Raw genomic sequence first — 12,580 nt, forward strand, 5'->3', positions numbered from 1 at the left:
GGTGAATATTATGTAGTACGAAAATACTAAGGAACACCCTGTAGTTCCTCATAAAACATTATTTTAACTGGAAAAAGGAAAAGAAGAACATACTGTATGGTACTCTCTAGGAAAGAAATGGTGATACTATGAGATTGTATGTAGCAGATGATTCAGAATATATAAACGAAATGCTCTCATTTATGTTTGAGGATATGAGCAAGTATGATTGGATATTTGCAGATATGGTGCCGCACGTATTTAAAGGCGGAGCGGAAGTGATGGATACCATATTTGAGCAAGAAAAATTTTATATTTCAGGTGAAAATCTTTATAGCTTTTTGAAAGAGTATAAAGTTTTACTTATATTTGGAGTGGTGATTGCTGTGGAGAAAGGAAATGAAAAACTCCTTGAAAGTATTCCAGACACTCCAATTATTACAGAAAACAGAGAGTATTGGAAAGATGAGTACAATTTAACGTTGCCAGAATCATTAATGGAGTTTGGTTTTTTTGATACATCAATTTTAATGTTTGCCAGTGATGATGACTATAGCATAGAGAAATTTGAAAGGAAATCCATCGAGTTTTGGAGAGACGTATATAAGTAATTAGTATCTCCATGAGCGGGGATACTTCGTATTGATGCAGAAGAGCTAGTGTTGGCTCTACTTTTTTCTATATGTATTTTATAAACAATTCGATATAATCTTGATAACAAATTAATGGTAGTTTAAGATGCATGGTAATGTTACATATTAGTATGATGTGAATGCAAAACGATTGTTGAATCTTTCTAGTAAAAATAGAATAGCTGCATTAAAAATTTACAATGAACCTTATGCTATAGGAAAAGAAAGAGGGAATTGTTGATGTGGATAGCGTTTCTAGAATTTTTAGAGTTTATTATAGTTTTGAGTTTAAGTCTTATATTAACATTGGTCGTTTTTTTTCAAGAAAATTATCTGTTTGATATTAAAGAAAGTATTAGTAAGAATAGGTTTTTGTTTATTATTCCAATCATACGTATGTCTCTAGGAGTGTGGATATTATATGTTACAGAAACTACTATAATTGCTGTCTCAAAAGTGACTGCAATTCAATTAATTATTTTACTTCTTTTTTGGGCATGTTCGAAGTATGTACAAAAAACTCGTGAAAATTGGCTAATTACTATAGTTGCTTTTGTTATTTATGGTGTTGGTACATACATGTATATTCAGTTTGCTTTTAGAGGCTATTAATATATCACCAGAAAAGTTAGTGGTTAGAAAGATGCATTTGTTAAATGTGTATATGAAGGAAGAGCGAATATAGGCTCTTTTTTCTTTATATATAGGATAGGACATGTATCTAATCCTCGTGGGACAAATCAAAATAGAGAGCGGAAGGAATTATATGAACAAAAAAGAATTAAAATTAAAGCTACTGCAAGGTCTAATTGAAGATTTTTCTGCTATGTAATATTTAGAGGTCCTAAATATTTTTAGTTGTGGGGATGTAATTACAATAAGTTTTATAGAAACATTGTGTAGATTAAAGTAGTTCTCTTTTGCAGAAAGTAATGTTGTAGATGATGATTTTAGTGTCTGTAAAGGGATAGAATTTGGTAGCTTTATGGATAAGAGGCATTATTCGCATGAAAATAAGAGTTTTAATGGTATACAGGAGGGTATTATAATGAAATTCCCAAAAGATGAAGATGGACAAGTATTAAATATGTTATATAAACAAGGTATAGATTTTAATGAAAAACATATAGTAGATTTCTTTATTGCAATTCCTGATCAAGGTAATGGAGAAAAAATAATTGGCAGACTACAAGAGCTGGGCTTAAATTGTGAATTAGATTATAATGAAGAATTTGAAGATTGGACATGTACTTGTTCTAAAGAAATGTTCTTAATTTATGAGGATATCGTAGAGATGCAAAAGGAATTGAATAAACTGGGTGAAGAGTTTGGTGGATATACAGATGGTTGGGGTGCATTTGTGTAATAGTGAATTTAATTATCGTGATAAAATAAATTAGATGGAGTAAAGAAACTATTTATGGAAAGAAGGGCTTATATAAGTTCTTCTTTCTTTGTATATATTAAGATATCTTAGTGGTAGAAAGGTATATGATATGTGGGCGGGGGGCTACCGGTAAAAGCCCGATTGGTAAGGACTAATTAAAGTTTCACTTTATATAGGTTTTGAGAGAGTAAGATATATTGTTTGTAGTGAGATCTTGAATGAAGGGAGCGTGTGATAATTGGCAATGACGGATGAACAATTCGAGAATTATCTTGTTATGTGTTATGACAAATTAGAAAGTAAACAGCAAAAATTCATTTCGGATTATAATATCTATAACTTTGATGAGTATTGTTATGATCAAGATCGATGTATATTACAGTTTAAAAAAAATGGTCAAGTGTTACTTGAATTTAGTGTTGTTTTTATAGGGTCTTGGTCTGAAAAGAGTAACAGTTGGATGTGGTCTTGGGCTAATGAGAATGTGGCTGATTATGCAAGAAGTAAGTCTAACTGTTTGAAAGATTTACAAAAGATTACAGGAAGTGAGGTTTTTATAAATCCACTTTTTGAATGCGATCAAGAAATGGCGTATGAGCTAGCAGCCTTTTCCATTGAATATTTAGATGCAGAAGGAATGTATATGGCACCAGGTGAGAGAAGTGATGTATTTATGGCTGTTATGTCACCGCGTGCGTTGTGAGTAAGCATATTAAAAATATAGATAAGGTAGAATGAAAAAGGAGTACAGTTTAATAAATTAATAAAAGGTATCATAGGTCCCTGATGCCATGGTGATAAATTTAAAGGAGTGAATTATATTGCTTGAAGTAAAGTTTTACGATTGGAAAAAAAAACGTCCTAAAAAACATTATTTGCTTGTACATGAAATTAGGATTTTTGAGTTGATTTTCGCAAAGAAAGTTAGCGAGTTTGAGATGGGATTAAAAGAAATTGAGAAAGTTACTGTTTATTGTTTAGCTAAGGAGCACACTGATGTTTCATATAAAGTGAATAGGGCATCGGGTGAAATTAGTATACTGGTTCCTTATGATTTTATGAATTTCTTAACACTGGAATCAGTTGAAGAGAAATACAAAGAGTTTTGCAAATTAGTACGCCAATATGTTGTCCCTGGACTTGAAGAAAACTCTACTCTTTCATCATCTATTGTTAAAGGGTATATAGAGGAGACTTTAGAAGAGATTGTGAAGCAAAACTATGAAGGGATATTTTTAGTTGGGAAGACACCTAAGAAAAGCCCAAGCCGTAAGAAGATAGCCATATTAAAAGGAATTCATCGTGTTAAAGGTTTCCAGCTACGATGTGAAGTGTATGATGAAAAGGGATTAAAGATTCGAGATCAATTATTGGTGGAAGAGGTAGGGAATGAAATGGTGTATGCAAGATTTTTGGGTACATTAAAATGGGAAAGTGAAAATCTAATAGTAGTTCAATCTAAATCCAGTAGTTGGAAAGAAGAAATCTATCTTTAATAACAAGGTTGTATAGTAGAAGGAGGGTTGTAGAGCATAAATGAATTTTTTTCGAAAAAATAAATTAAGTGACATTCAGAAAAAATACTATGAACATTTTGGAGAGCCGATTCAATTTGTTAATTATTATAGCCGCGGATCGGTTATGTATTTTCAAACGGATGATACGCTTTATTATGTTAATTTACTGAATGTATGAGGTGATAAATGTGAATGAACGTCTAAAGAAAATTGCAATGTTAAGAGAAAAGGTAGAGGAAAAGGCTACTAGAGAAAAGTTTTTAATGTTATGTCCGTCTATAAAAGAATTTGAGATTATTAGCGGGAAGAAAATTGCTTCATTAGTAAACTTTTTAATTGATGAAACACCGAATCCTATCAAAGTTATGAGTGAATTAAATGCTGAACAAGTTATCAATGAAATAAAAGAATTTGAACGTGAATTAACTAGTTTATTGTCTAAGAAGATTATTGTATGGTATGCACATGAAAATTGGGACTTTGGTGTGCAATTAGAATTAGAAGATTTCATGTTATATACAAAAGAAGTATTACATTTCATTGGATATGACGATGCTCAAAGAGGATTAATTTATTCTAGCCTTATTGTAGTAGATGAAGCAATGAGAAGTGCTTTTTCTTTTCTAAAGAATGAGTATAATGTCGAGATAGTACTATGGAAAGAAGGCTGAATGTATTAGAGTGTTTTGAAACAAATTGGATGAATGATTGGATTTATTATTAGAAGAAGTGATACGTGGTTTAGTGTGATAGAACGAAAAAGAGAGTCTTCAAGGGATATGTATAAGAGAGTAAAGGAGAGAAAATATGTCTTTTTATAAAGAGGAAATAAAAGGGGATAAATTGATTATAAGTGATGAAAGCATTGATATTTTAATGGATGCTTTTCAAAATAAAGGTAAAGAGATGCCTAAAAATATATCATGGAATTTCATAGCGACGGTATTACTCGCGGGATCTTATTATGAATAAGTAAAAAAACGAAGAGTCTAAATAGTCCCTTCGTTTTTTTACTTATTTTTTCTCTACTAACTTTTTATTCTTCCAATCTAGTGTAAATGATTTATTAAATGTTTTTTGATCAACGTCTTTTACGTTGTTTCCAACCCAGTTTGCAGTTCCGAATGTGTAGCCTGGACGAAGTTGGTAGTCGTCGGCGTGTTTTGTATAAGCGACTTGTAAGTTAGATTGATCTGTATTTTTTTCAGAGATAACAACAGCAATCATACCAGGAGAGAAACCGCTATTTGTTAATGCTGGAAGTTGATCCATCGGTATTAAATTACCTTTTGCATCAGATTCATATAGGTATGTGCGAGAGTACATGAAAAGTTGGTTTCCATATAAAGAATGATAGGAGTCACGTGTATAAATACCCCAGTTTTGATTGTTATATCCGTTAAAGAATACGTTCCACTTTACGTTTTTGTTTGTTTGGTCAATTAAATTTGTTTTATAACTAGTTTGTTTATAGCTTACAGAGTCAGACCAAGTGACTTGACCAGTTGCACCAGCTTCACCGCTAGGGCCATTAGGCGTTACAGAAGCTTTAACAGAGCCACCAAGTTGATAAGATACGCTAGATGTTACAGTCGTTTCTTCTACAGCATTTGTAGGTGCTACGTTAAAGAAACGAGCGCTGTTATCTTGAAGGTTAAATGCAACATCATATTGTGAAGGATAACGTAATGTTGCACTAGCGCCAGGGATTGGGTAGTTATCAATAGGTGCATCACTTATAGTAGGATTTGCTTTTAGAAAACTACCAGTTGTATTAATAACGGCAATCTGTTTATCAGCGCTTGGATCATCGATAAAAGTTACCTTTAAAGACATTGTCATATTATCAGCTTGATCATTATTAAATGTATTATAGCTCGTATGTGTTTTTGCATTTTGCCCGATATCTGTTACAACTTGTGACGTCGTTTGAGCGTAAGTAGCAGGTGTTGAAAGAGTTACAGCACTACTAGCAAAAACAGCGGATAATGCTAAACATTTTAAGTAGGTTTTAGAACGTTTCATACAATCACTTCCTTTTATCTTTGTCGATATATGTCGTATTACATTTATATCGTAACATGAAAATAAAACGTAATGGATGGTTATGCATAATTGCATAGATGAGTTTTGAAGGATAAAGATAATAGAATTTCATCCAACACTTAAGACTCGAAAATGTCCATTACAGCCGTTCTTAAAAATTTTAAGACAATATGTTTATCAATGTTCTTATTCTGAAGATTGAAGCGCTTAATATTTACGTTATAAGTGCATAACAAGTTATAATAAAAGAAATCAATAAGGAGGCTGGCTGTGAAGAATCTTCGTTATCTCAATATATTTACCATATTAATTATATACACACTACTTATGTTTTACATCGGCTGGAACGGATGGGTTTGGCTTCATGCGGTATTTGGCTGGGAATCTTGGGGATATTATGCTTTCATAGTCGCATTTATTTCATATGCGTACATTCTCGTGCAAGTGTTTAAGTTTTTGCCATTTCTGCGAACGATAGGTTCGATTTGGTTTGCGGTCATACAATATGCGCTTATGTTGTTGCCATTAGCTGATATTATGGTCTTTCTTTTACAGTTTTCAGTAGAGAAAGAAGCAGCAATTATTTGGACAGGGGCGGCTGTGATAGTTGCATTTATCTTTATCTTTGCGTATGGAGTATTTAATGCGTATAGTCCGGTAGTAAGAAAGTACGAGGTGCACATACCGAAAAAGGTAGAGGGGCGTAAAAGTTTACGCATTGCGATGGCTTCTGATATGCATTTCGGTAAACTGTCTGGCGTTTCGCATTTAAAAAGACTTGTTCGTCATGTAAATGAGATGGAACCTGATATTATTTTACTGCCAGGTGATATTATCGATGATCATCCAGGTGTGTTCATTCAAAAGAATATGGGACCAATCATGAAACAAATGAAAGCTCCATTAGGCGTATATGGCGTTTTAGGAAACCATGAATATTACGGCAGAGCGGTTCCAGAGTTTTTACAAGAGATGGATAAGATTGATATTCGTATTCTTTTAGATGAAGTGATTACAATTGAAGATGACTTTTATCTCATTGGAAGAAGAGATAAAACAGAGCGAGATCGCCAAAGCTTTGAACAATTAATGAGTACGGTAGATAAATCGATGCCTGTTATCGCAATGGATCACCAGCCATTTGAATTGAAACAAGCAGCAGCGGCAGGTGTAGATTTATTATTATCCGGTCATACGCACCGCGGACAAATGGCGCCCAATCATATTGTAACGAGAAGAATGTACGACCTAGACTGGGGATACGCACAAAAAGGTGCGTTCCACGCAATTGTTTCTTCTGGATTTGGATTTTGGGGACCCCCGCTTAGACTTGGTAGTAGGTCGGAGATTGTGCAGGTAGAAGTTACGTTTGAATAGGGGTTATGAAATAGAGAGTTGATGGCTCTCTATTTTTTTTAATAAAAACAAATAAAAATAAATAAAAATAAATATTTATGTTGGTGCTAATTTCATAAAAGAGATACGATTATAAGACTCGATTAAAATAAAGGGGGATTGTAAGTGATCATATCAGATGTACTATACGGAGAATTTGAAGTGGATCAAGTAGTAGAAGAATTAATTTCAAGTAAGTCTATGCAAAGACTAAAGGGAATTCATCAAAATGGTGCAAGTTACTTAGTGAACGAGAAATGGAATGTAACGCGCTTTGATCATTCAGTTGGTGTTATGTTATTAGTTAAAAAACTAGGTGGTTCAGTAGAAGAACAGATCGCTAGTTTACTGCATGACGTATCACATACTGCTTTTTCCCACGTGATTGATTACGTTTTTGATAATGAAGATGAGAGTTATCATGAAGAGATATTTAGTTCTGTTGTGAAAAACTCAGAAATTCCAGCGATCCTTGCGAAGCATGGTTATAACTATGAAGATATTTTATTAGATGATTCGAAGTGGACATTACTGGAAAGGTCAGCGCCCGAATTATGTGCAGATCGAGTGGATTATACGCTACGAGATATGTATACATACGGATATATTTCTTTAGAAGAGGTTCATAGATTTTTAGAGGATATTATCGCAGTAGAGGGGAAAATGGTCCTTCAAAGTATCGAAATGGCAGAGTGGTTTACAGAAACGTATTACAAAGAAGTAATCGATTTCTTTATGAAACCAATGAATATTTACGGAAATGATATGTTAGTGAAAACGTTAAAGTTAGCTCTTCATAAAAAGGTTATTCATGCAGATGATTTCCTTCTTGAAGATGCTGAGCTTATTTCGAAATTGCAGCAATGTAATGATTCAGAAGTCCATGCTTTATTAAGAAAAGTTCATCCCAATGTAAAAGTAAAAGAAGATAGAGACGATTACGATTTGTATCAGAAAAATAAAGTCCGTCTTATTGATCCTCCGTTACTTCGTGAAGGTGAAGTTATTCCAGCATCTGTTGTGTCAGAAAACATAAGACAGATGAGTGATATTGCTTATGAAAAAGCGGTGAGAGGGATGTATGTGAAAGTGATTTCGAATTAAAAAAGAAGTAGCGCATCGTTTTTAGAGCGCTACTTCTTTTTTATTAATGATCAAACCAATTCCAAATCTCAATATCTCCAAGAGTCGCATAACGTACGTGCGGGGAGTTTTGTAATTTTAATAACTCTTTCGACGGGCCAGTAATGACAATGCCGTATACTTTTACGCCATTCTCTTTTACATATTCATAACGTTTATCTAAGTTTAATTCTTTCTCAGAAAGCGCTGCTATTTTGCTTACCGTTTTTTTATGGATAGAAAGGACGCGCATCATTTCGGTTACTTTGTCTTCTTGCGTTTTCTGCCCGTCATTTTCATTAGCGAGGAATCTTACATGTTCTGGAAACGCTATAGCTTCTCCGCCATGTAGGATATAGTCATCTACATTTTTTCTTTCTTGTCCTGTATCTAAAGCGTACCATAAAGGAGTTGGAGGGAGTTCTTGTGCCTCGAATATGCTATATAAAAGCGGTTCTAATTCTTTTAAAGTGTAAGCTTTATCAAAAGAGATTGCTACTTCTGCAACGGTTCCATCATGTACTTTTGCAAGTGTATCCCATACTTTTTTTGATGAATCCTTTAAATAATCACCCTGCTCTGTTTTTGGATGAACAAAGAAGAGTTTTGGTTGATAGAACGGATTCATCCAAGTTCGCTTCGTAACATCTACAGATGATAAGAAGCTTTTTGTTTCTATTGTACCGAGGGGCATTTCTTTTTTACCGACGGTTCGTACTAAATCAAATTGGCTATTCGTACGGAAAAAAGCTTCTACACTTGTTCCGCCTCCCATAACACGGCTATTTGGGATAGTTGCTTCAAGTGCAAGCGAAGGAACCTCTCTAATTTCTTCTCCTTTATAATAGTCAATATGGACGAGCATTCGGTAAAATGTTTCTTGCATGAGATCTTCCGCATAGTGGGAATCTCCGGTTAGGGAGAGAAGATAGCGAAATAAATCTTGCATATGCTCTGAGTAAATTTCTTCTAATGATTGTTTGTGTTTCACTACATTTCCCTCCCTTCATATATAACAACGAAATACATATAAAAAAGTTACAATTTTTTATGGAATTATAGTAAAAAACGTCAAGAATTGGATTGCGTTCTCTTTTATCATAATACATATAAGGCGGGTGAACAGAGATGGAAAGCTATGAAACACAAATTCAAAGGTCAATTGATTATATTGAGGAAGATGTAATGGAAAAACAAACGCTGCGTAATTTAGCGCGGGTTGCAGGTTTTTCTGAGTCTCATTTTCATCGTGTATTTCAGGCGTTAGTAGGTGATACGGTAATGGAGTATGTTCGAAAGAGGAGGTTAGCCCGGGCAGCTTATCAACTTTCTCATACGGATGAAAAAGTTATTGATATCGCGTTTGAACATGGCTTTCAATCTCACGAAACGTTCACGAGAGCCTTTAAAAAATTATTTCAAATGACACCGAGTGAATATCGAAAACAAGAAATCGAAACACCGATGTATTACAGAGTAAATGTAAAGCAAAGAAAATTAAATCCGTATTTAGGAGGCATACAAATGGAATATCGTATTGTAAATAAACCAGAATTTTTAGTGGCGGGTTATGAACTGAAGACGACAAGTAAAGAAGGGAAAAACCATCAAGACATTCCAGCATTTTGGCAAGAATATTTACAAAAAGATCTTGGAACGACGATTCCGAATCGTAAAGATACGAGCCAATGGGTAGAGCTTGGATTATGTACTGATTTTAATTTAGAAACAGGAGACTTCACTTATATTATCGGAATGGAAGTTACAGACTTTGAAAATGTACCAAATGAAATTGCAAAGCGTACTTTCCCGGCAGCAACATATGCAGTATTTACAACGCCGAAAGTTCCTCATGAAGAAATGGTATCGTCTATCCACCAAACTTGGAATGCAGTATTCTCAGAATGGTTTCCGCATTCAGGCTATGAACATTGCGGCGTTACAGAGTTTGAATTATACGATGAGCGTTGCCACGAAGATAAGAGTGAGTTTGCACAAGTAGAGCTTTGGATACCGGTGAAGAAAAAATAATAGGGTAAGAGCGAATCATTGGGAGATGGTTCGCTTTTTTTATAAGTGGATTGTTAAATTTGTATTGTTTTATCTGTAATACATATGAAAATGGTAAAATAAAGTAGCAATTAAATATTGCGGGTGGAAGGTTATGCCCTTTCTTCATTTTGTGAAGAAAGGAGGTGTAGTCGTATGGAATTTCTTTTGCAAATTTTGTTGGAAATTACAAAAACTATAGCTAGAGAAGGTATAGTTTTTGGATTTAAGAAATTAACGGCAAAAAAGCGCAAAAAGAAGACCACCCGTCTGCCTGCGAAGCGTGGGAAGTCTTCTAAGCGCAAATAAGCTTTAGTTGCAACCTTCCACCTTGCGGTAATTAGTTGCAGTGACGGGGTGTTGGAAGCACCTCGTCTACTTCATTTTATGCAAAACTTAGTTAGTTTATACTTCTATTTATAGTATAACAGTTTAGAAATGTATTTGTTAATAGTTTTATTTTTACTTTTACCTTTACCTTTACCTTGTATAGTAGGGAAGCAGGTTAGTATTGTCGTTTTTTGTCGGTAAGTCGATATATCTAGAAAATCGCTGATATAATTCGAGTTGCGCTGATATATTCAAAAAATCGCCGGTATAATTTCATATACCGTTAAAACACCTCAAAAAACGATTCACATAATTTCAATTACCGCGAAATTCTCCCATAAAAGAAAAAAAGACGCCACATAGCGTCTTTCTTACGAACGAAACGGAAACAGAAGAATAATCGTCGTTCCTTTTCCGAGTGCACTATCAACGGAAATTGTCCCGTTATGAGCATGAACGAGCTGTTTTGTAATGGCTAGGCCAAGTCCAGTTCCGATGTTGCTTTCTTCTGTGTTTGTTCCGCGGTAATATCGTTCAAATAGAAGTTCTTTCGTTTTTTCATCCATTCCTTTTCCGTCATCTGAAATGGAGAGTGTAAAGGAATTAGCGTTTTGTGATAATTTTACGATGACAGTAGTTGTTTCGTTATTATGTTTTACAGCATTTACTAGTAAGTTTTCGATAATACGCTGGAACCATTTTTCTTCAATGAAATATTGAATTTTATTTGAGCTCGGTACGAATTCAATATTTTGATTTTGAAGTGTTGGATTATTAATAAATTGCAATAATACTTTTTGGACGAACTGATTGATTTCAACGTTTACGTGTTGGGCAGGAAGGCTGTTATTTTTTAATTGATACGTTAAGCTTAAATCATCAATTAATGTCGTCATATATTGAGATTTCTCTTTCATAACACTACCAAATTGCTGAATATCACGATCAGTCCAGTTATATTGATTCGATTCGAGTAATAATGCGTAGCCATATATAGAGCTAAGTGGTGTTTTTAAGTCGTGTGTTAGACCGGTAATCCATTCTTCTCGTGTTTGCTGGAGGACTTGCCTCATCGCATCATTTTTTTTGAGTGTAATAGAAAGGTGTTCTAGTGAACTTGTTACATCTCTAAACAAACGGAATGACCATTTTTCTTTACCAGATCGCCGGAACCTGACGGGTTTTCCTTTTTTACTAATAGGTTCTTCATACTTTCCACCAGCGATATTTTTAAGCCAGCGCATCGCATGTAATAACGGTTTCCCGAATTTATTACCGTACCAAATAGAAAGAATGACTAAATAAACAAATACGATAAGAAGGATTAATCCGCATCCGATGAGAAACTTCTTAGTAAATACATCTTCAATTTCGTCATCTGGATAGTAGTGCTCATTTTTTGCAGTTACAACGAGAAGGTTGCCACTATTTGCATCGTAAAAGCTAGACGTGTTTTCTTTATGATTCCACGGTTCTTTTTCATTAAGGGCAATTTGTATTGCTGAAAATGTTTTTTTCTTTCCAGTTGGATAGGAAAAAACCTCTTCGCCATTTTGATTAAATATTTGAAGTGTTGCTTTTTCTTTAGACAGTAACTGTTTTTCTTGATCTGTTAATGCGAACGAATCCATCGTTAAAGAGGAATGCTCCTTTTGAATTGCTGTCAGTAACGCATTGCTTTTTAACATACCACCATAAATAACAAGTACTTTCTTTTCTTCTAATTCAATTTCCCAATATGTAAATTTATAATTACTTTCGATATGATGTTGTATATATGCGACTAAAGATGTCTTCGTATAAGCATTCGGAACATCATTTGGTGTATTAAAGTGGTAGAGGATTTTTCCGTTTTCATCTACAACTTGGAGCCAATCATTTTTCTCCTTTATTAAATCTTGCACTTCAGATTGTAACGAAATATGCCCATCTTCTGAAGAGATGTATCTTGAAATTGTAAAACTATCAGAATCTGGAATGTTAGGTTCGTATAAAGTACTAGTAAGAAGAAAAATTAAATAAGTAAAAGCAGCAACTACAGCGATAAGTAATGTAACTAAAACAAAAACGTGTTGCATGATAAATTGAATAATAAGTCGTTTATTAAAATTCATATCGTCATC

Annotated in this window: 14 protein-coding genes and 3 pseudogenes; 12 read left to right on the plus strand and 5 right to left on the minus strand. The window is 34.0% G+C overall.

Annotation, left to right across the window (positions count from 1 at the left end; all coding sequences use genetic code 11):
- Positions 1-128 precede the first annotated feature (128 nt).
- The 8 genes from DN404_RS09930 to DN404_RS30510 all read left to right on the plus strand — a co-directional run bounded on the left by DN404_RS09930 (position 129) and on the right by DN404_RS30510 (position 4,487).
- Positions 129-590 carry a hypothetical protein gene (locus DN404_RS09930; RefSeq protein ID WP_149215020.1) on the plus strand — a complete coding sequence of 154 codons (462 nt, stop codon included), beginning with the start codon at positions 129-131 and terminating at the stop codon, positions 588-590.
- Between the two features lie 261 nt (positions 591-851).
- The gene (locus DN404_RS09935) at positions 852-1,223 is read left to right on the plus strand and encodes a hypothetical protein (protein WP_000264706.1); all 372 of its coding nucleotides are present in this window, start codon (positions 852-854) and stop codon (positions 1,221-1,223) included.
- 436 nt (positions 1,224-1,659) lie between these two features.
- Positions 1,660-1,977, plus strand: coding sequence for a ribonuclease E inhibitor RraB (locus DN404_RS09940; protein WP_141402226.1), 318 nt, complete (start codon positions 1,660-1,662; stop codon positions 1,975-1,977).
- A 259-nt stretch (positions 1,978-2,236) separates the two neighbouring features.
- Positions 2,237-2,701 (plus strand): DUF6882 domain-containing protein, encoded by a 465-nt coding sequence (locus DN404_RS09945; RefSeq protein WP_049108537.1) that lies wholly within the window; start codon positions 2,237-2,239, stop codon positions 2,699-2,701.
- Positions 2,702-2,819: 118 nt separating this feature from the next.
- Positions 2,820-3,494, plus strand: a complete 675-nt coding sequence (locus DN404_RS09950; protein ID WP_000895165.1) for a hypothetical protein — start codon at positions 2,820-2,822, stop codon at positions 3,492-3,494.
- Between the two features lie 40 nt (positions 3,495-3,534).
- Positions 3,535-3,693 (plus strand): hypothetical protein, encoded by a 159-nt coding sequence (locus DN404_RS30505; RefSeq protein ID WP_162871155.1) that lies wholly within the window; start codon positions 3,535-3,537, stop codon positions 3,691-3,693.
- Positions 3,694-3,703: 10 nt separating this feature from the next.
- Positions 3,704-4,186 carry a hypothetical protein gene (locus DN404_RS09955; protein ID WP_001005735.1) on the plus strand — a complete coding sequence of 161 codons (483 nt, stop codon included), beginning with the start codon at positions 3,704-3,706 and terminating at the stop codon, positions 4,184-4,186.
- A 136-nt stretch (positions 4,187-4,322) separates the two neighbouring features.
- Positions 4,323-4,487, plus strand: coding sequence for a hypothetical protein (locus tag DN404_RS30510; RefSeq protein ID WP_176342306.1), 165 nt, complete (start codon positions 4,323-4,325; stop codon positions 4,485-4,487).
- Positions 4,488-4,529: 42 nt separating this feature from the next.
- Here DN404_RS30510 and cytK2 read toward each other — a convergent pair whose 3' ends face one another.
- Positions 4,530-5,540, minus strand: coding sequence for a beta-channel forming cytolysin CytK2 (gene cytK2 / locus DN404_RS09960; protein WP_149215021.1), 1,011 nt, complete (start codon positions 5,538-5,540; stop codon positions 4,530-4,532).
- A gap of 143 nt (positions 5,541-5,683) precedes the next feature.
- A pseudogene (locus tag DN404_RS31315) lies at positions 5,684-5,797 on the minus strand (TetR family transcriptional regulator); the annotation flags it as partial.
- A 34-nt stretch (positions 5,798-5,831) separates the two neighbouring features.
- On the opposite strand from DN404_RS31315, the gene DN404_RS09970 reads away from it, so the two are divergent.
- Together DN404_RS09970 and DN404_RS09975 are read left to right on the plus strand one after the other, a co-directional pair.
- Positions 5,832-6,938: a metallophosphoesterase gene (locus DN404_RS09970; RefSeq protein ID WP_149215022.1), complete on the plus strand. Its 1,107-nt coding sequence runs from the start codon at positions 5,832-5,834 to the stop codon at positions 6,936-6,938.
- 144 nt (positions 6,939-7,082) lie between these two features.
- Complete coding sequence (locus tag DN404_RS09975) at positions 7,083-8,060, plus strand: HD domain-containing protein (RefSeq protein WP_000587075.1); 978 nt, start codon at positions 7,083-7,085, stop codon at positions 8,058-8,060.
- A gap of 43 nt (positions 8,061-8,103) precedes the next feature.
- Here DN404_RS09975 and DN404_RS09980 read toward each other — a convergent pair.
- A pseudogene (locus DN404_RS09980) lies at positions 8,104-8,913 on the minus strand (anti-sigma factor); the annotation flags it as partial.
- Positions 8,902-9,069 (minus strand): annotated as a pseudogene (locus tag DN404_RS30515) (sigma factor); the annotation flags it as partial. The pseudogenes DN404_RS09980 and DN404_RS30515, both read right to left, overlap by 12 nt.
- Before the next feature lie 137 nt (positions 9,070-9,206).
- Between DN404_RS30515 and DN404_RS09985 the strand changes: the two are divergent.
- Both DN404_RS09985 and DN404_RS30520 read left to right on the plus strand, forming a co-directional pair.
- Positions 9,207-10,109, plus strand: a complete 903-nt coding sequence (locus DN404_RS09985) for an AraC family transcriptional regulator (protein WP_000446855.1) — start codon at positions 9,207-9,209, stop codon at positions 10,107-10,109.
- Positions 10,110-10,283: 174 nt separating this feature from the next.
- Positions 10,284-10,436: a hypothetical protein gene (locus DN404_RS30520; RefSeq protein ID WP_000394943.1), complete on the plus strand. Its 153-nt coding sequence runs from the start codon at positions 10,284-10,286 to the stop codon at positions 10,434-10,436.
- A gap of 392 nt (positions 10,437-10,828) precedes the next feature.
- Here DN404_RS30520 and DN404_RS09990 read toward each other — a convergent pair whose 3' ends face one another.
- On the minus strand, positions 10,829-12,571 hold the full coding sequence (locus tag DN404_RS09990; RefSeq protein WP_149215024.1) for a sensor histidine kinase: 1,743 nt from the start codon (positions 12,569-12,571) through the stop codon (positions 10,829-10,831).
- Between the last annotated feature and the right edge of the window lie 9 nt (positions 12,572-12,580).

The organism is Bacillus sp. TE8-1, assembly GCF_008368855.1.
GTDB classification, from domain to species: domain Bacteria; phylum Bacillota; class Bacilli; order Bacillales; family Bacillaceae_G; genus Bacillus_A; species Bacillus_A cereus.

Bases quoted from the DNA above. Each gene is read 5' to 3' on its own strand.
- DN404_RS09940 (WP_141402226.1), top strand. From the start codon at position 1,660: ATGAAATTCCCAAAAGATGAAGATGGACAAGTATTAAATATGTTATAT.
- DN404_RS09990 (WP_149215024.1), bottom strand. From the start codon at position 12,571: ATGAATTTTAATAAACGACTTATTATTCAATTTATCATGCAACACGTT.
- DN404_RS09930 (WP_149215020.1), top strand. From the start codon at position 129: ATGAGATTGTATGTAGCAGATGATTCAGAATATATAAACGAAATGCTC.
- DN404_RS09935 (WP_000264706.1), top strand. From the start codon at position 852: ATGTGGATAGCGTTTCTAGAATTTTTAGAGTTTATTATAGTTTTGAGT.
- DN404_RS09985 (WP_000446855.1), top strand. From the start codon at position 9,207: ATGGAAAGCTATGAAACACAAATTCAAAGGTCAATTGATTATATTGAG.
- DN404_RS30505 (WP_162871155.1), top strand. From the start codon at position 3,535: ATGAATTTTTTTCGAAAAAATAAATTAAGTGACATTCAGAAAAAATAC.
- DN404_RS30510 (WP_176342306.1), top strand. From the start codon at position 4,323: ATGTCTTTTTATAAAGAGGAAATAAAAGGGGATAAATTGATTATAAGT.
- cytK2 (WP_149215021.1), bottom strand. From the start codon at position 5,540: ATGAAACGTTCTAAAACCTACTTAAAATGTTTAGCATTATCCGCTGTT.
- DN404_RS30520 (WP_000394943.1), top strand. From the start codon at position 10,284: ATGGAATTTCTTTTGCAAATTTTGTTGGAAATTACAAAAACTATAGCT.